General features: G+C 37.4%; 20 protein-coding genes. 12 read left to right on the top strand and 8 right to left on the bottom strand.

All coding sequences use genetic code 11. The annotated features are described in order from the left end of the window. Positions 1-521: 521 nt before the first annotated feature. On the bottom strand, positions 522-1,235 hold the full coding sequence (locus tag NGC85_RS16165; protein WP_254732335.1) for a DUF4882 family protein: 714 nt from the start codon (positions 1,233-1,235) through the stop codon (positions 522-524). A gap of 119 nt (positions 1,236-1,354) precedes the next feature. Next, positions 1,355-2,023 carry an IS1595 family transposase gene (locus NGC85_RS16160; protein WP_254732333.1) on the bottom strand — a complete coding sequence of 223 codons (669 nt, stop codon included), beginning with the start codon at positions 2,021-2,023 and terminating at the stop codon, positions 1,355-1,357. Positions 2,024-2,823: 800 nt separating this feature from the next. Between NGC85_RS16160 and NGC85_RS16155 the strand changes: the two genes are divergently transcribed. The 10 genes from NGC85_RS16155 (at position 2,824) to NGC85_RS16110 (ending at position 9,637) form a co-directional block, all read left to right on the top strand. Then, positions 2,824-3,825: a DUF1852 domain-containing protein gene (locus tag NGC85_RS16155; protein ID WP_254732331.1), complete on the top strand. Its 1,002-nt coding sequence runs from the start codon at positions 2,824-2,826 to the stop codon at positions 3,823-3,825. A gap of 27 nt (positions 3,826-3,852) precedes the next feature. Further along, the gene (locus NGC85_RS16150) at positions 3,853-4,881 is read left to right on the top strand and encodes a methionine synthase (RefSeq protein WP_169108731.1); all 1,029 of its coding nucleotides are present in this window, start codon (positions 3,853-3,855) and stop codon (positions 4,879-4,881) included. A gap of 180 nt (positions 4,882-5,061) precedes the next feature. Beyond that, positions 5,062-5,553, top strand: coding sequence for a flavin reductase (locus NGC85_RS16145; RefSeq protein ID WP_254805629.1), 492 nt, complete (start codon positions 5,062-5,064; stop codon positions 5,551-5,553). Positions 5,554-5,853: 300 nt separating this feature from the next. Next, positions 5,854-6,369 (top strand): PadR family transcriptional regulator, encoded by a 516-nt coding sequence (locus NGC85_RS16140; RefSeq protein ID WP_254732330.1) that lies wholly within the window; start codon positions 5,854-5,856, stop codon positions 6,367-6,369. A gap of 13 nt (positions 6,370-6,382) precedes the next feature. Further along, positions 6,383-6,772, top strand: a complete 390-nt coding sequence (locus NGC85_RS16135; protein WP_254732329.1) for a Fur family transcriptional regulator — start codon at positions 6,383-6,385, stop codon at positions 6,770-6,772. A gap of 20 nt (positions 6,773-6,792) precedes the next feature. Beyond that, complete coding sequence (locus tag NGC85_RS16130) at positions 6,793-7,089, top strand: DUF3861 domain-containing protein (protein ID WP_005055551.1); 297 nt, start codon at positions 6,793-6,795, stop codon at positions 7,087-7,089. 17 nt (positions 7,090-7,106) lie between these two features. Beyond that, complete coding sequence (locus NGC85_RS16125) at positions 7,107-7,376, top strand: DUF2798 domain-containing protein (protein ID WP_254805628.1); 270 nt, start codon at positions 7,107-7,109, stop codon at positions 7,374-7,376. Between the two features lie 168 nt (positions 7,377-7,544). Continuing rightward, a complete protein-coding gene (locus NGC85_RS16120) occupies positions 7,545-8,492 on the top strand; it encodes a pirin family protein (protein WP_254732328.1) in 948 nt (315 codons plus the stop codon). Beyond that, a complete protein-coding gene (locus tag NGC85_RS16115; RefSeq protein ID WP_254732327.1) occupies positions 8,489-8,887 on the top strand; it encodes an OsmC family protein in 399 nt (132 codons plus the stop codon). The genes NGC85_RS16120 and NGC85_RS16115 overlap by 4 nt, the downstream gene beginning before the upstream one ends. Before the next feature lie 96 nt (positions 8,888-8,983). Then, positions 8,984-9,637, top strand: a complete 654-nt coding sequence (locus NGC85_RS16110; protein WP_034710699.1) for a glutathione S-transferase family protein — start codon at positions 8,984-8,986, stop codon at positions 9,635-9,637. Between the two features lie 61 nt (positions 9,638-9,698). Here the strand turns inward: NGC85_RS16110 and NGC85_RS16105 are convergent, their stop codons facing one another. Next, on the bottom strand, positions 9,699-10,304 hold the full coding sequence (locus tag NGC85_RS16105; RefSeq protein ID WP_005055557.1) for an SPOR domain-containing protein: 606 nt from the start codon (positions 10,302-10,304) through the stop codon (positions 9,699-9,701). 182 nt (positions 10,305-10,486) lie between these two features. Beyond that, positions 10,487-12,286, bottom strand: a complete 1,800-nt coding sequence (argS, locus tag NGC85_RS16100; protein ID WP_254732326.1) for an arginine--tRNA ligase — start codon at positions 12,284-12,286, stop codon at positions 10,487-10,489. A 515-nt stretch (positions 12,287-12,801) separates the two neighbouring features. On the opposite strand from argS, the gene NGC85_RS16095 reads away from it, so the two are divergent. Beyond that, entirely contained in the window at positions 12,802-14,499 is a 1,698-nt protein-coding gene (locus NGC85_RS16095) for an NAD-dependent malic enzyme (RefSeq protein WP_254732325.1), read from the top strand. A 32-nt stretch (positions 14,500-14,531) separates the two neighbouring features. Here the strand turns inward: NGC85_RS16095 and NGC85_RS16090 are convergent, their stop codons facing one another. Continuing rightward, a complete protein-coding gene (locus tag NGC85_RS16090; RefSeq protein WP_254732324.1) occupies positions 14,532-15,452 on the bottom strand; it encodes a Dyp-type peroxidase in 921 nt (306 codons plus the stop codon). Between the two features lie 158 nt (positions 15,453-15,610). Here NGC85_RS16090 and NGC85_RS16085 point away from each other — a divergent pair, with 158 nt between their 5' ends. Continuing rightward, positions 15,611-16,237 carry a LysE family transporter gene (locus NGC85_RS16085; RefSeq protein ID WP_254732323.1) on the top strand — a complete coding sequence of 209 codons (627 nt, stop codon included), beginning with the start codon at positions 15,611-15,613 and terminating at the stop codon, positions 16,235-16,237. On the opposite strand, the gene znuB is transcribed toward NGC85_RS16085, so the two are convergent. Genes znuB through NGC85_RS16070 form a run of 3 tightly spaced genes read right to left on the bottom strand, consistent with a single transcriptional unit; the run spans position 16,234 to position 18,305 of the window. Then, complete coding sequence (gene znuB, locus NGC85_RS16080) at positions 16,234-17,043, bottom strand: zinc ABC transporter permease subunit ZnuB (protein WP_254732322.1); 810 nt, start codon at positions 17,041-17,043, stop codon at positions 16,234-16,236. The genes NGC85_RS16085 and znuB overlap by 4 nt on opposite strands. Before the next feature lie 3 nt (positions 17,044-17,046). Then, a complete protein-coding gene (gene znuC / locus NGC85_RS16075) occupies positions 17,047-17,835 on the bottom strand; it encodes a zinc ABC transporter ATP-binding protein ZnuC (RefSeq protein WP_254732321.1) in 789 nt (262 codons plus the stop codon). Then, complete coding sequence (locus tag NGC85_RS16070) at positions 17,808-18,305, bottom strand: transcriptional repressor (protein ID WP_005055565.1); 498 nt, start codon at positions 18,303-18,305, stop codon at positions 17,808-17,810. Before NGC85_RS16070 ends, znuC begins: the two co-directional genes overlap by 28 nt. Between the last annotated feature and the right edge of the window lie 290 nt (positions 18,306-18,595).

Genomic DNA, 18,595 nt, shown 5'->3' with positions numbered 1-18,595 from the left:
AGGAATTTCAAGAAGCGAACTTCTTGCCTGAATTGCGCCAAGAGCTGTGCTCGAGGCATTAAAGATTTTTAAAAATCAAGAAAAGCCGACTTGGAAAAGTCGGTTTTTTTACTTTAGAATTTAATAAATTTTTTAAAACACTACGTATAAGAATTATTAATCATTTTTAATTGAACTAAAGCACCAAGTTCAAGATAATCCATGTCAAATAGGCTTATTTTATAGTATGCATTACATCTGATTTACTTGGTCAATACACTAATCATATATTTGATTTTTAAATTTAAAAATTTTGTAAGCGGGTTTGTGTATTTTATTAAAATATTTACTTAGATTTTTATTGTAATAAATATTATTAAGAAATATTTTTGAAATTAAGAAATGAGATTTATATAAATCTAATTATAAGTAAATGAGACGTCATAAATTATTTATTTTATTAAAATTATATAAACTTGAATATTCAGAGAGCTAATAAATCTGCCTTATTAGCACAATAAGGCAGTGTATAATTAATTTTATTAAATAGTTGTTCCGCAAATATCTGTTGTTCCTGCTGGATAGATAAATTGTAGTTTTGAATGATCGGATATTATTTCAAATGATATTTCTTTACCAAGAGCGCTAGAGTTGGTATTGTAAAATCCTTGTTCAATTGATATTCCAAACGTCATTTTGCTTAAAGGGGTTGTGTAGTTCCACGTGTATCCTTTATTTACTCCATTTACAATATATCCAATTTTTTTACTGAGTTGATTATAATAAATCCCAACTCTCACAGTTTCATTTGCAATGACTTCATTTTGTGACTGGTTCGGGGATATATTTCCAGAAATAAAGCTTGAAAATAAATTTTGTTGTGAACCATAAGCAGTTCCAAAACTTGGTGCCGCAAAAATAATACCATCAAGATTACTTGTTCCTGTTATAAAGCCTGAAGCCAGTTCATTTGAGTTTAGATTTATTGGTTTCTTAAAAACATACTCAAAAGCAATTATGTTGGAATTACTAATGTTGATATCAAGTTTAGTTTTTATTAGTGTTCCTATATTGATATTTGCAATAGCCTTGGTTAACACCTTTTGACCAGTAATTGTTACATAGTTGCTTGGATTTGGTGTTCCTTCGGGTGTCTGAGATATATTTGGATCAACTTCTAGATCGCCAATTTTACATTCACTCCAACTATTTGCACTAATAATTAATAAGCTAAGAAACAATATATTTTTTTTCATTACTTCACCCTAATTTTATTAAAAAGTGAAATTATATGATAAAAATTTTATGTGTAGAGTTTTTTCAGATAAAGAGGTTGTCTAAAAAGGTAATTATTTTAGGGGCTGTAGTAGATAAGTTAAATATCAGTCCAATTTAATAGTGTTTTCAACTTTTGCTTTGGGCTGCCATAATTAAATCGAAACCTTGCGAAGCAATGCTTCTCATCTTTAATAAACATTGAAAAGGCATTTCGGTCAATATCATTGTATTTTCGAAGTACTCTTTTTGCCTGATTCCAAAAGTTTTCAATTCCATTTATATGATTCGAACCATCAGCAAAATGGCTTGAATGATTGATTCTATAGTGACTAAATCCCGCAACATCTAAAGCATTATAACTATGCCAGTAATCTGTATAAACAACACTATCAGGAGTGATTTTATTTGATATTACAGGCATTAGGGTACTCGATTTAGTATCAGGTACAATGACCGTATAGACTTTACCATTACGCTTGAGTAAACCAAAAACAATCACTTTACCAGCAGCACCTCTACCACACTTACCTTTACGTGCACCACCAAAATAGCTTTCATCTAATTCAATCTGTCCTTGAAACACTTCAATGGCATCTTGGTCAAGGTGAAACATAATGATTTGACGAATTTTCCTATAGAACAATGCTGCGGAATTAGGTTGTATTCCCAATAAATCAGCAGAAGTTCTATCGGTAACTTCAGCAATGAAAAACTCTAACAACCTTATCTGAATTTTTCTATTTAATTTACATCTAGTTATCTTCATAAAAGTAGATTATCACAGGGCTAATCTACTACAGCCCCTTATTTTATATAATGAAGTCAATATTTTGGTATTTCATTGATTTATTGGGAGTAAATTTTGGTCTTTATTGGGTTCGTTTAACTAATCGGATTGTTTTTATATTCAAATTTTTGTGTCATAAACTAATTTTTTCTTTTCTGAAATTGCATAAGGTTATATGATTTTCTTAAAGTAAATGGTGTTGTGAATCAGTCTCTTTAATAAATGTTAGAGTGTATGTGTATCTAGCTTAGTTTTATTAAGGTTTTGAATTAAACTTGAATGAAAATCTGTAATAGCTCTCTTTTATCTTATATTTCTTACTTTAAATGTTATTAGTGTAGTCATTAGTTTACTTGGTTGTGGGCCTAGAACATAATTTTTAAAATTGCTTATGATTTTTTTCTGATTGAGTAATACTATTTTTTGCAAAAACTCATTAATTCCAATAATAGGGGGATTCCTATAATTTGCAAAGATTTTAAAAACCTATATAAGTAAGAAATGTAAAGATTAAGGTTAGAACTTTGTTTCAATTAAAAGCTAGATAAACTTGTAGATTAAGTAATGACAAATCATATAAATTCCTAAAGGCATATTTTCAACTACTGATTAAAAAACTATTTATACATATAAGTTGTTGTTAATAAATAATAAATCTAAAAAGATGAATTTCACTCACTTTTTTATGAAACTAAATCATTTTTATTCATGTTGATGATCAGGTATAAATCACATCATAAAGAAATTAGATTTATCACGGAAATTAGGGTGTAAGATCAATGAGTAAAGAATTTAAATTTACGCTTAAGAGTATTCGTTTCGATGAAGACTATCGCCCTTCAGACAATACTCGTATTACCACCAACTTTGCGAACTTGGCTCGTGGCGAAAGTCGTCAACAGAACTTACGCAATACCTTAAAAATGATCGACAATCGTTTTAATACTTTGGCATATTGGGATAACCCAAATAGCGATCGCTATTCTGTCGAACTTGAAATTATTTCCGTTGAAATGAAAATTGGTGCTGAAAGCAATACAAATGCATTACCTTTAATTGAAATATTAAAAACCAATATTGTTGATAAAAAAACCAATCAACGCATTGAAGGCATTGTTGGGAATAATTTTTCTTCTTACGTGCGTGACTATGATTTTAGTGTGTTATTGCTTGATCATAATAAAAATCAGTCTGAATTTAAAACACCAGAAAACTTTGGTGATCTGCACGGCAATTTGTTCAAGAGCTTTATTAACTCAGATACATACAAAGCTAACTTTAAAAAACAGCCTGTGATTTGCCTCAGTGTTTCGAGCAGTAAGATCTATCAACGTAGTGATAATCAACATCCAGTTCTAGGTGTCGAATACCTGCAAGATGAATACTCGTTAACTGATGAATATTTCCAAAAAATGGGCTTAAAAGTTCGCTACTTTATGCCTCCAAATAGTGTTGCGCCATTGGCTTTCTATTTCTCAGGTGATTTGTTAAGTGATTACACCAATCTTGAGTTGATCAGTACGATCAGTACGATGGAAAGCTTCCAAAAGATTTATCGTCCTGAGATATACAACGCAAACTCTGCGGCAGGAACGTCTTATCAACCGAGTTTAAAGAACCAAGATTATTCACTTACTCGTATTGTGTATGACCGAGAAGAGCGTAGCCGATTGGCGATTGAGCAAGGCAAATTCGTTGAAGAGCAGTTTATCAAACCATACCAAAAGACGCTTGAGCAGTGGGCTAAGGGCTACGCTGATCAAAACTGTGCTGCTGTTTAACTATTCATATTGAGAAGATGATTGACAATGAAACTATTATTACCGACTTCAACAGCTGGCAGTTTACCTAAACCTTCTTGGCTTGCCGAACCAGAAAAGCTTTGGTCACCTTGGAAATTGCAAGATGAAGAGCTGATTCACGGCAAACAAGATGCGTTACGTTTGTCATTGCAAGAGCAGCAGCACGCAGGTATTGACATCGTTAGTGATGGGGAACAAACCCGTCAGCATTTCGTGACGACATTTATTGAACATCTTGATGGTGTTGATTTTGAAAAACGTGAAACTGTTCGAATTCGTGATCGTTATGATGCGAGTGTACCGTCAGTTGTTGGTGCAGTGAGTCGTCAAAAACCTGTTTTTGTTGAAGATGCTAAGTTTTTGCGTCAACAAACCAAGCAACCGATTAAATGGGCGTTACCAGGTCCAATGACCATGATTGATACGCTTTATGATGGTCACTACAAAAGCCGTGAAAAACTCGCTTGGGAATTTGCCAAAATTCTTAATCAAGAAGCGAGAGAGCTAGAAGCTGCGGGTGTAGATATTATTCAGTTCGATGAACCAGCATTTAATGTTTTCTTTGATGAAGTGAATGATTGGGGTGTTGCGACTTTAGAGCGTGCACTTGAAGGTCTTAAATGTGAAACTGCTGTTCATATTTGCTATGGTTATGGGATCAAAGCCAATACCGATTGGAAAAAGACTTTGGGTTCAGAATGGCGTCAATATGAAGAAGCATTTCCTAAGCTGCAAAAATCGAAAATCGATATTGTTTCATTAGAGTGCCAAAACTCACGAGTGCCAATGGATCTGATTGAATTGATTCGAGGTAAAAAAGTAATGGTGGGGGCGATCGATGTGGCAACCAATCAAGTTGAAACCCCTGAACAAGTTGCAGATACCTTACGTAAAGCGCTTCAGTTTGTCGATGCAGATAAGCTTTATCCATCAACCAACTGTGGTATGGCACCTTTAGCGCGTGAAGTTGCGCGAGGTAAGTTGAATGCTCTAAGTGCTGGTGCAGCCATTGTGCGTAGCGAGCTTTCTGCTTAATATGCATCGAAATCTTAATATGTAATAGATTGCCGATTTTATTTGATTGAATCGGCAATTTTGGACTTGATTAAAAGCACATATCACTTCACTCAGTATTTATTTAAATCAAATATTTATCTGTACAAATCGAATGGTCTAGCTCAGTTAAAAGCACGGCTCAATTGCAGGAACTCAATGATGATTGAATCAACAGACTTTAAAAATGCGATGTCTTTTTTGACCAGTGCCGTGAGTGTTGTGACGACTACAGGTTTATCAGGTCGTTATGGATTTACTGCATCCGCAGTATGTAGTGTGACGGATTCACCGCCAACATTATTGGTTTGTATGAATAAAGCATCGAGTTCACATGCACATTTTGTCGAAAATCAAATTTTAACTGTGAATGTTTTAGGCGCACATCATGAACATATTTCGAAAGTATTTTCGTCTCAATTAGCGCCAGAAGAACGTTTTAAACATGGAATTTGGACAGAGTTGGAAACAGGTGCTCCTGTTTTGGATGATGCTTTGGTGAGTTTTGATTGCGAGATTGAACAAATTCAGGAAGTTGGAACACATACTATTTTTATTTGTCCTATTGTGGCGATCCAACGCAGTCAGCATGACCAAAGCTTGGTTTATTTTAATCGTGCTTATCATCAGGTGGGACAAACAGAAACGGCCTAAAGCTTTTTCATTACAGAAATAAGTTCTGAACAGCTTATGCCATTTGATCAATATGGTTAAGAATCATTAAATCAATAATTTTATAAAAATATAACTTTCAATCATTTATACATTTTTAGATCAACATAATATGATGAGCTTTTTAGCTCATTTTTTTATTTAATATTTTAAGATATATCTTTTTAATAAATAATCCATTGAATATCAATTGAATAAAACAAAAAAAATATCTTAACTTGATTAAAGATTCATTAAGATATATCTTTGTATGCATAAATTAAGCAATTGCGAAAAATAAAAATGAGACATCATTCCAATCATCATGAAAATGAACGTGACACTCACCAGCGAACAGGTCGTCGTGGGCGGTTGTTTGAATCTGGACGGATGAAACTGTTGGTTTTGCATTTAATCCAGCAAAGTCCAAAGCATGGTTATGAAATTATTAAAGAAATTAGTGATCTTGTTGGTGATGGCTATACCCCAAGTGCAGGGACGATCTATCCAACACTCACCAGTTTAGAAGAAATGAACTGTATTGCTCTTATTAATACTGAACGTAAGCAATATCAAATCACGGAATATGGTGAGGCTTATTTGCTTGAGCAAAAAGAGATGCTAAGCGCTTTATTGGAAAAGCTGCGAGTGAAAAGAGAAATTCATAATAATGACGATTTGATTGATATTCATCGTGCGATGGAAAATCTCAAAACAGCATTGCGTTTAAAGTTGAATGTCTCGGATTTATCGCAACATCAGATTCACCAAATCGCTGAAAAGATTGATCAAGCTGCGATAGCAATAGGTCGGTTATGAATTGGGAGTAAGTATGTTAGAGCTCAAACAAAAAATTAAACAGGCTGGTTTGCGTGTGACGCATCCTCGCATTGCGGTTTTATCTTTGCTCACTCAACAGAAAGCAGATCTTACCGTTAAGCAAATTTACCAACGCTTAAATTTACAAAAGCAGCAATTAAGTTTGCCGACAGTGTATCGAGTTGTGAGTGATTTGGTTCTAGCAGGATTATTGGTGAGTTATCAATTTCATCGTGCTGAAACCAAATTTAATCTCCCCAATATGAGCAAGAATCAATTGCTACAAATTTACTGTGCAGATTTGACGAAGGCAAAGCAGGGGCGACTCTTACAGTCCTTAGAAGCGGTGTTTAATCAGTTTCAGATTGATCTTATGCAGATTGAAATCAAAGAAAGTACTTAAAACGTTTTTGGAGTAACTAGATGAAACAACATCAATATCATGTCACCTTGCAGCATTTAAAAGATGCGCAAGGGCAAGTGTCTAATTACAGCGAGCGATTAGAATTTTATACAGGTAATCATGATGATATTTTTGAGATCGTTGAACGGTTGAAGAAAGCAGCTTTATTTGATGATCAAACCACTAAATCATTTGCGGTTGGACTTAAATTATTTAGTGAGGTCATGCTGGAAAATCGAGATCATCCTTTATTTGAGGAATTTCTACCGCAGTTTGGTCAATTTATGAAACATTTAAAGCAACAGGTAAAGAAATAGTGCCGAATTTAAACGATATGAATTTAATGGACAAAAAACGATTTATAAAGAAACTACCTGCAAAATATGCAGCTTGGATATTGCCTTTAATTCTGTCCTTTATTATGAGTGGCGCTTTGTCATTGATTAATATGTGGATGAGTATTGGCTTCATTCCAGCATTTTTAAGTAAATGGTCAGCAGCATGGATGTTCTCTTGGCTGATTGCTTATCCATTGGTTTTGTTTTTATTGCCAATTGTAAGACGTTTAACTGGATGTATTGTTGATATGCAAACTCATTCATGACAATGTGGTGCCCTTCTATGGGCAGGAGGTCAGAAAGATAAGTTTGAATAAAGATTGTCTCATTGATAACACTCTGCGTATTACTAAAAGACTATATTGATTCATATTTCTGTTGATAAGATCAATAAAACAACTCATTGCAATAGCATAGGTAAAGAGAGCGACATCATGAGCAATAATAACGATTACGATATTTCTGATTCAAAAGACTGTGAAACTTATATTAATCAGTTTATTCAAGATTTTACGATCCGTTCAGCAGAGATTGGAAAAGGGACAACGATTAAACGTGCATTGCCAAGCCGTCAAAAACGCCTAGTGGGTGCGTGGTGCTTTCTAGATCATGCAGGTCCAGTCAGCTTTCCAGCAGGAGATGGTTTAGATGTTGGACCACATCCTCATATTGGTTTGCAAACATTTACATGGATGATTGAAGGCACCATGATGCATACCGATAGCCTAGGTTCAAAACAACTAATTCGACCAAAACAAGTGAATTTAATGACTGCGGGTCATGGTATTTCGCATACTGAAGTTGCGCCTGATACTGAAACCAAAATGCATGCTGCACAACTTTGGATTGCTTTGCCTGATGACAAGCGCGATATGCAGCCTAATTTTCAGCATTATCCAGAGCTGCCAACTGTGGTCAAAGATCAGGTTGAATTCACCGTGCTCGTGGGTGATTTCTTAGATACAGTTTCTCCAGTTCAAGTGCATACTCCGTTATTAGGCGTAGACCTCACAGCTCAAGCTGATACCAAAACTCGTATTCCACTCAATCCAAAATTTGAATATGCATTTATGGCGCTTGAAGGCACAGCACGTGTAAACGGTCATGAATTAAATGCCGATAATATGGTGGTGCTAGAAACTGGATTGACTGAGATTGAGGTTGAAATCAATTCTGCTAATAGAGTACTTCTGATCGGTGGAGAACCGTTTGAATCACCTATTTTACTTTGGTGGAATTTTGTTGGAAGAACGCGTGAAGATTTAGAGCAAGCACGTGAAGATTGGATCAATCATTCAACTCGTTTTGGTGAAATTCCAGATTATCAAGGCAAGCGCTTAGAAGCACCAGTATTACCAGAGCAGATGAGGGCGTCGAAATGAGTATTATTGCAAGTGCGAAAGTTGTGACTTTGGCTGAATCTTGGAAAGGTGAAGTTACCAGTGGAACACACCAATTTTTGACAGATAAACCAGAATCTTTTGGTGGTCATGATACGGGACCAGCGCCTTATGATTTTCTGACAAGCAGTTTGGCCTCATGCACCATGATTACCTTACGAATGTATGCACAGCATAAAGAAATTGATTTGGGTGAGTTTACTGTTGAAGTCGATTTTCATACCAATCGAGAACAACAAGAACGAATAGAGCGTCGGGTAATATTTGTACAACCGATTTCACAAGACTTAAAAGAAAAACTTCTTAATGTCTGTAGCAAAACACCAGTTACTAAAACTTTGTTACGCAGTTTAGACATTCAGACAATGATTCTTTAAGGTGATAATGCTATTGTGCTTGGGCAAAACATAATTCTAAACGCAACTGTTAGAGGGATTGAAACAGCAGTTGCGTAGCACAAAGCAGGCACACAAATGATTACCTTACATTATCTGCAATGCTCACGTTCGTTTCGAATACTGTGGGCATTAGAGGAGCTTGGTATGGACTACCAAGTTGAGTATTATCAAAGGTCGCCCAGTTATGCAGCTCCTGAAAGTCTCAAACAAATCCATCCATTAGGCAAAGCGCCAATATTAGTGGATGAGGATGATGTGATCGCCGAGTCCGCTGTGATCTTGGATTATCTGCAACAGCAGTATGATGCGCTTCAGCAATTTAAACCTCAGCAAGCTAAAGATCAAAGACAATATGCTTACTGGATGCATTATGCAGAAGGGTCTTTAATGCCGTTATTGGTGATGACTCTAGTCATCAACAATGTAAGTAAACATGTGCCTTGGGTAATTCGTCCGATTGCTGAAAAGATTACTGATGGCATAAAAGGTGGATTTATTCGTCCTCGTGTTAAAGAGCATATCCTCTATTTAGAGCAGTTTTTATCTGAAAATGATTATTTTGCAGGTGATTTTTCATTTGCCGATATTCAAATGGCATTCCCATTGATTGCCTTGCAAAAGCGCTTACATGGTAAATATCCGAATATACAAGCTTTTGTACAACGTGTTCAGGAGCGAGCAGCTTTTCAGCGTGCGGAACAAAAAAGTTTGGATTCTGAGTGTTCTTAATATCCAAGCAAAAATAAAAAAGGAACGATTTATCGTTCCTTTTTTATTATCAATACAATTTTTAACGCTTAATCACGATGGAATCAATACCGCTATGTTGTAAGGTTTGCTGCGCTGCAAGAGCAGCATCTTGGCTATCATACGGTCCAGAGAAAACACGATACCAAGTTTGTCCATTTTCAACACTTTTCACCACATCGGCAGATAATCCATTCAAAATAATTTCTGCACGACGTGCATCGGCACTATCAGGGTCAGGATAACTACGGACTTGTAAAATATACGTTGCTGGCGCAGGAGCTGTTTGTTCAGAAGAACCGATAACAGCTGGATCTTCTGTTGTCGTTTCTGGTTTTGGCGATTCGATAATGACCACATTGCCCTGTTGTTTGGTTTCAGGAACAGCTTGTTCAGGAATTGGGGTCACTTGCTGTTGAGGCAATAAATCATAGAAGCGATAATCTTTGTTGGTATCTTCTTCTTGATAATGTTCCGATGGAACTTGATTCTTAGCAGGAACAGGCTGCCAAGGTTGCCAAAGCATGAGCATCACGCCTACACACAGGATCGCTAGAATTGCGACAAGCATGCCTAGCCACTTTGGAATAAGCGGTTTTTGCGGCTTGTTTGGTCGTTCAGATACACCACGTTGCGTTTTTCCAAACACCTGAAATTCCTCTTGATCCTATTATGTTATTTGTAACTTGAATCTTCTAAGAAACAAAGCATTATGTGTAAAATAATGCTTTGTTTACGATATAAAATGTAGCAATCTTGAGTGGCTTCAAACCTATCTTTGCATCTGAGCTGCTATAAAGCCAAATATGACACAACGGTCTAGGTGATGTATTACATTGACTCAGGCGCTGATACACCCAGTAAGTCTAAACCATTACGTAAAACTTGCTGTACGTTAATTGAAAGTAATAAACGTGCTTGAGATAAAGGGATATTAGCTTCATCAACAAATTTAACGCCATCTTGTGCATACCATCCATGAAATAACGCAGCAAGATCTTTCAAGTAGTTACCAATTTGATGCGGTTCACAGACATTTGCAGCACGAATTACAATTTCAGGATAAGCTGCTAATTTAGCTAGAATTTCTGTTTCAGTATCCAATGCTAACAGGTTAGCTACTTGGCGTGCAGATGCGACGTCAAATGCAATACCTTTCTCTTTGGCACGGTTCACAATACTGTTGACACGGGCATGCGCATATTGAATGTAATACACAGCATTATCTTTACTTTGCGAAACTGCAAGGTCTAAATCAAAGTCGATGTGTTGTTCAGATTTACGCATCACATAATAGAAACGTGCTGCGTCATTACCGACTTCTTTACGTAGGTCACGTAAAGTCACGAACTGACCTGAACGAGATGACATTTGTACCATTTCACCGCCACGCCACAAGCTCACGAACTGAACTAAAAGTACAGTCAGTTTCTTCGAGTCATAACCCATTGCGTCGATTGCCGCTTTCACACGCGAAATATAACCGTGGTGATCTGAACCCCATATATCAATCAGGTCAGTATAACCACGTTGTAGTTTATTCAAGTGGTAGGCAATGTCTGATGCAAAATAAGTGGTTTGACCGTTACGACGTTTTACAACACGGTCTTTTTCATCACCAAATTCAGTCGATTTAAACCAGATATTGCCGTCTTTTTCGTAAAGGAAGCCGCGTTGATCTAAAGTCGTAAGCGCTTCATCAATTTTCTCAGCGAGAGATGCTTCACTAAACCATTTGTCAAAGGTTACACCAAAGTCAGCAAGGTCATCTTTAATATCATCTAAAATCGCATGTAATGCGGCTTGATGGAAAACGCGATAGCCTTCGGCTAAATGCTGTTGTGAATTGGCAATTAAGCCATCGATATGTTTTTCTTTATCCCCAGAAAGTACGACTTTGTTGCCATCAGCATCGAGTTCTTCTGCGTATTGAACATCTTCGGGTACATCTTTGTAGATGTAAGCGACTGGACGAACCAGTGTTTCACCATGTTTATCTATAATGCTTTGTGCAATTTCTTTAACGTAGTCGCCTTGATACGCATTTTTAGGGAAAACTAATGTTTGTCCTGTGAGTTCTAAGTAGCGCAAATAGGTTGAGGTTGCCAAAATGTCCATTTGACGACCAGCATCGTTTACATAGTATTCACGATCAACTTTTGCGCCTGTTGCTTCAAGTAAGTTCGCAACAGTCATACCGTAGGCTGCACCACGACCATGTCCAACATGTAAGCTAGACGTTGGATTGGCAGATACAAATTCAACTTGGATTTTCTTTGCTGCATTTGCTTGGCTACGACCGTATTGATCTTTTTGTGCTTGAATTTGATCAAGAACGACGAAGCGCTGATCTGCATTTAAAAAGAAGTTAATAAAACCAGGACCTGCAATTTCAGCTTTGCTGATATCAATCACTTCTGGCAGCGCAGCTAAGATTTTCTCAGCAAGATCACGAGGTTTCATGCCAGCAGCTTTAGAGCCGATCATGGCAATATTTGAAGCAAAGTCTCCGTGACTTCGGTCTTTAGTACGGGTTAAATGGCTCGTATTGGTAAAATCTGAAGGAAGGATCCCTTGTTGTTGAAGGGATTGCACCGCATGATCAAGAGCTGCTTGTATTGCCGTATTCATAGTTACCGAAATAAATGTCGCGGAAAAACGTTAAATATAGCAAATTTCACCCAGTTTAGGGGAGTGATTTGTACATGAGGATATATAAATTTAGTTAGATGTCATCTGTAGCTTTTTCCGATGACTAAGAGCGATATTATGATTTTGGGCTAATGTTATGAATCAATCAAAGGGCGATCGAATAAGACTAAAGTAAGGTAAATGGTATTGATAGCAGTATTTCACAAAACAGTTCGATCATTTATTTAAAAAATGGCTTGAGTGCGGCAGAATTAATCTAAATCAGCTTCTATTTTCTGGGTGTAAAATATAATTTTATTGATATGAATATGAAAAATATATTAATTTTGTAAATTATCAACAGTGTATATATTTATTAAATACTGTTGTAGATTGGCATCACTTTTTAAAATATCATTTTTATAGAAAATAGTATTAAGCTAATAGGCACACTGAGTTCTAGGAGAGTTCGCAATGAATTTCCTTCGACTCTTAGCTGGAAAATGAGATAGGCAATGACATCAGGAAATCATAGTAAACACCCTCTTTACATCCCTTATGCTGGTTACACGTTATTAGAATTACCACTATTAAATAAAGGTTCTGCTTTTACGGAAGAAGAGCGAACTAATTTTAATTTACACGGTTTACTTCCTCATATTATCGAAACGATAGAAGAACAAAGTCAGCGTTCGTATCAACAATTCCGTGCTTTTAATGATGATATTAATAAGCATATCTATCTTCGAAATATTCAAGATACCAATGAAACCTTGTTTTATCATTTAATCGAAGATCATTTAGAAGAAATGATGCCTGTGATTTATACACCGACGGTAGGTGAGGCATGTCAGCGTTTCTCTGATATTTATCGTCGTCATCGTGGTATTTTTATTTCTTATCCAGATCAAGATTTTATTGATGATATTTTACAAAATGTGAATAAAAATAATGTAAAAGTAATCGTGATCACCGATGGTGAACGTATTTTAGGTTTAGGTGATCAAGGCATCGGTGGGATGGGAATCCCGATTGGCAAGCTGTCTTTATATACGGCTTGTGGTGGTATTAGTCCCGCTTACACGCTGCCAATTACCATTGATGTTGGTACCAATAATCAACAATTATTAAATGATCCAATTTATATGGGGTGGCGTCAGCCACGTATCAATGGTGATGAATATTATGCTTTTGTTGATAAGGTTATTGAGGCAATTAAACGCCGTTGGCCAAAAGCATTAATTCAATTTGAAGACTTTGCACAAAAAAATGCAATGCCGCTTTTAGAGAAGTATCGCGATAAAATTTGCTGTTTTAATGATGATATTCAAGGTACTGCTGCGGTTTCCGTAGGCAGTTTGATTGCGGCAAGTAAAGCAGCAGGCAAACAATTAAAAGATCAAACCGTCGCATTTTTAGGTGCCGGTTCAGCAGGCTGTGGTATTGCTGAACAGATTGTTGCGCAAATGGTGGCAGAAGGTCTGACTGATCCTGAAGCACGTGCTCGTGTCTATATGGTCGATCGTTTTGGATTAATTACGGAAAATCAGCCGAATTTACTCGACTTTCAACGTAAGCTTGCTCAAAAAGCAGAATTTGTTGATCCTTGGGCGAGTATCGACAATATCATTTCATTATTAGATGTTGTGAAAAATGCCAAGCCAACGGTTTTAATTGGTGTTTCAGGACAGCCGGGTTTATTTACTGAAGAAATTATCAAGACCATGGCTGCACATTGTGAGCGTCCAATCGTGATGCCACTTTCAAATCCAACATCTCGTGTAGAAGCTGTGCCAGCAGATATCATTGAGTGGACAGAGGGGCGTGCTTTAATTGCAACAGGTAGTCCATTTGCTCCAGTGAATTATCAAGCGAAACTTTATAATATCGCTCAATGCAATAACTCTTATATTTTCCCTGGGATTGGTTTGGGCGTTGTGGCAAGTGGAGCAACCCGCATTACTGAAAATATGTTGATGGCTTCGAGTCGGGCATTGGCAGATTGCTCACCTTTATTGCAAGATCCTGAAGCAGATTTGCTTCCGTCTTTGGGTGAGATTCAACAAGTATCCAAAATTATTGCATTAGCAGTTGCTCAGGCAGCAATATTGGATGGTGTTGCTGTCAATATCAGTGATGATTTATTGCAACGAAAGATTGAAGAATCATTCTGGCAGCCTGCTTATAGAAAATATAAACGTATTCCATTCTAGTGAAATGAAAAAAGGAGCTTAAAGCTCCTTTTTTATGCATCCAAAATTTCTTCTAATAGTTCATCACTTGGTGCAAAGTAATAAGCGCCATCAATTGCGGTGGTGAAATGTAATAGGCGATCATGGATACCATCCCCCGATGTACCAAACATGCGTTGTAGCATGGCATCAATAATACTTAGGTTGTTGGTATAAGCGACAAAAAATAATCCTTGTTCTCCTTTGCCATCACCATAAGGCAAGCTGTGGCGCAAAATTTCCATCTCTTCACCATCTTCATCTTCGATGACTGTACGAGCAATATGTGCATTTTGGGGTTTAATATCATCATCTAACTCAATGGATTCAAGTTTAGTTCGACCAAAAACTTGTTCTTGAGCATCGACTTTCAGTTGTTGCCATTTTGCTAAATCATGAATATAGCGCTGAGCAAAAATGAAGCTTCCATCGGCAAAAGCTTCTGCATCTTCAGGCAGTAAGGCGGTTTCAGCACGATCATCTGGAAACTGTGGGTTTTCAGTGCCATCAATAAATCCTGTCATATCGCGACCGTCAAAAAATCTAAAACATGGGCGCTCATCCAGTACCTCAACTTTAGTTTGGATTCCTGCAAAGAAAGCTTGGCTCATCGCGAAACAAATATCAGCCCGAGCACTGGCGATGTGAATAAAAATATCTGCTGGTTCGACAGGCATATTGAATGCACCTTGCTCTGGATTCAGTTGTTTAAAACCTGTGGGCGTTTCAGTGTAGAGTTGCGACCAAAGTTCAGGACCAAAAGCAATCGCAGTTTTAATTTGGTCATTGGGGTGTTGGGTGATTAAGCGATCACGCGTGGAGAGTAATGCTGCAATTTGTTGCTTTAATTCTGAAATGGTTAGATCTTTTAAACGAAGAACAATAAAACGTGCATGATCAGAGGGTAATGGAAGAATGACAGATTGCGCAGTCATTAAAATCTCCTGAGTTATTTTTTAAAAATTTAAAAAGAAATGATTGTGCCTGATGTAAGCATGGCTTAACAGTTCATTTGCTCATTTTATTGAATGAAAAATTTACGATTAGGTTTAAATAAAACGGTATAATTCAACTTTTATTGTGCTTGTTTATTATGTCTTTTCAGGTTTGGTTTGCTTTTATGTTGGCATGCTGGGCGATTAGTGTTTCGCCTGGTGCAGGTGCTATTGCCTCGATGTCCAGTGGCTTAAACTATGGTTTTAGGCATGGTTATTGGAATGCGTTAGGATTACAAATTGCACTTTTGATTCAAATTTTGATTGTGGCAGCAGGAGTGGGAGTGCTTTTTGCGACAACACCACTCGCTTTTCAAATCGTGAAGTGGTTCGGGGTGGCTTATCTTATGTATTTAGCTTATCAACAATGGACTGCGCCTATTAAAACTATTCAAATTGAACATGAACAGAAGAATAAATCAGCGCTCACTTTAGTGTTTCATGGCTTTGTGGTGAACATGAGTAATCCCAAAGCTATTGTTTTTTTATTGGCGGTGTTGCCGCAATTTTTAGATTTATCTCGACCTCAAGCACCACAATATTCGATCATGGCGATAACGATGGTGACGATTGATCTGATTGTGATGGCTGCTTATACCGGCTTGGCTTCAAAAGTATTGCGATTATTACGCTCACCTCGGCAGCAAAAGTATTTAAATCGAGGCTTTGCGGTAATGTTTAGTTGTGCTGCGTTATTGCTGAGTGCAATACAGCAATCAAGCTAAACAGATTGCGATCGACTTTTTAATTTTTGCGCCATGAAGATGATTGCGAAACAAAGAGACATGCACAAAACGATACTCAAACCTGTGGCAATATCGAGAGCAGCGCTAGACCATAAGCCAACTGTTACTCCAATTTGAGCGAGAATAAAGGCCCAAATCACCATTTGCTTAGGTGAGTTAGCAAGCAAGCGTGCACTCAATGCAGGAATAACCAATAATGCACCCATCAGTAATGAGCCAACTGCACGTAGAGCAAGGACTGTAAAGAGTGCCAATAACAACATGAAAATCAAACGCTGCCAATGAGCATTTACACCTTCACTCATCGCAATATCCGGATCAATCGCGATCTGAATTTGGGCAGACCATGAGCGATAAAGCACGACTAATGCTGCTGCGATAACAACTGCAAATAGCGGTAAATCAGCCCACTCAATACTGAGTAAGTCTCCAAAAAGATAACTTAATAATTCGGGTCTTAAACTCGGAAGCTGTTGAATGAGGAGCAAGCCACTACAAAGCAGAGTTGCTGAACATAACGCTAATAAAGCATCATTTGGCAATCGAGAATCATGCAAAATCCATAAGATTGCAACCAATAGTGCAGCCAAACAACCGACACCTAGCCAAAGCGGTAAATGCAAAATACCTGCAATTGCGACGCCCAGTAACGTACCATGTGCCATCGTGTCAGCAAAAAAAGACATACGACGCCACAGCATTAAACAGCCCAGTGGAGCGGTGAGAAAAACTAACAATGTTCCCATCATCCAAGCAGGCAATAGTAGTTGTAACCATTCCATCATGGCTTAGACCTTTGGTTCTGGATGAATATGAGGGCGAGGATCATGTGTGCATGGTTCAGCATGATCACTATGACCGCAGTGATTATGGTGATGTTGATAGAACATGCGTTGAGTACCAAAGATTGCTTGATACTCTGGATGTTGTTGGATGCTTTCAGGTAAGCCACTGCAACAAATATGTTTGTTTAGACAGACTACGCGATGTGTGCCTTGCATCACCCATTGTAAGTCATGCGAGACCATGAGGACTGCACATCCATAACGTTCAGGCAAACTGCGTACATATTCATACAGTTCAGCTTCGGATTGAATATCTAAGCCTTGCATCGGCTCATCCAGTACCAAAATATCTGGTTGACGTAGCAAAGCACGTGCTAATAGCACCCGTTGCCGTTCACCACCTGATAGCTGTTGTACTTTTGATGATTGCAGCTTTTGAATGCCAGTATCTCGAATAATTTCTTCGCGTAGCGTGGCTGTGCAAATTTCTAAATCTAGTAAATCTTGCACACGCAAAGGTAAGCTGGCAGAAGGATTAAATTTCTGTGGAACATATGCCATTTTTAATTTCTTAGAAAAATGGACGGTTCCTTTATTGGGCGACATGATGCCTAATAAGATTTTTATTAATGTCGATTTACCTGCACCATTAGGACCAATCAGCGTGACGATTTCTTTTGCGTCTAAAGCAAAATCAACATTTCTTAAAATATCTCTTTCGTCACGCTGGACTGAAATATTTTCGAGTCGAATAAGCGCGGAACTCATTGGCGTGCGTTGCACTGGTGACATTTTCCAGAAATTTCAATAATACTGTGTTGCGCTAAGAACTGATCAGACGCAGCCAACTGATCAAGTTGTTGAATGAGTCCTTGTGCAGAAGCTTCTTTTACTGAGTGGCATTCTGTACAAATCAAAAATGCAGCCTGATGACCTTCACGTGGGTGACAACAGGGAATATAGGCATTAATTGAAGTTAATCGATGGATTAAGCCCTTTTCTAATAAAAAATCTAAGGTTCGATAAACCGTAGGTGGTGCAGCAGGGCGATCAGCTTGACCTTTGATTTTAGCCAATAAGTCATAAGCACCCATTGGTGCGGATGCATTCAAAATGAGTTCAAGTACTTCTTTGCGTAAAGGAGTCAGACGAGCGCCAACCGCAGTACATAATATCTCTGCTTCTGCGAGTCGCGTTTTAATATCGTGATGACCGTGAACGCCATGTAAAGCATTATCATGTTCATGTGAACAAGAACTCATAAGTTGACCTCATTGTTTTTGTAGGATCTATTGATGCTTCTACTCAGTTTAAGTCGCTTAATCGAATATTTGATGTTTGTTTTTTCAGAAGATCTGAATCGAGCAAGCCACACTGATACTCACTAAGATACTTTCAACGAACAGTGATTTCTCACAATCAATAGACTGCCTATAATAACATGCAATTAAACGATAACTATCTATATATAGTTGCTGTAGAAGTACATCGGTACATGCAGCAAAAATAGGCATAGGTATTTTTTAACTTTTGTTATATTATAACATGCTTA

It is taken from the genome of Acinetobacter sp. Z1, from assembly GCF_024296945.1.
Lineage (GTDB): Bacteria > Pseudomonadota > Gammaproteobacteria > Pseudomonadales > Moraxellaceae > Acinetobacter > Acinetobacter beijerinckii.
The sequence above is the reverse complement of the archived record's forward strand: the minus strand, read 5'-3'. Positions and strand labels throughout refer to the sequence as shown.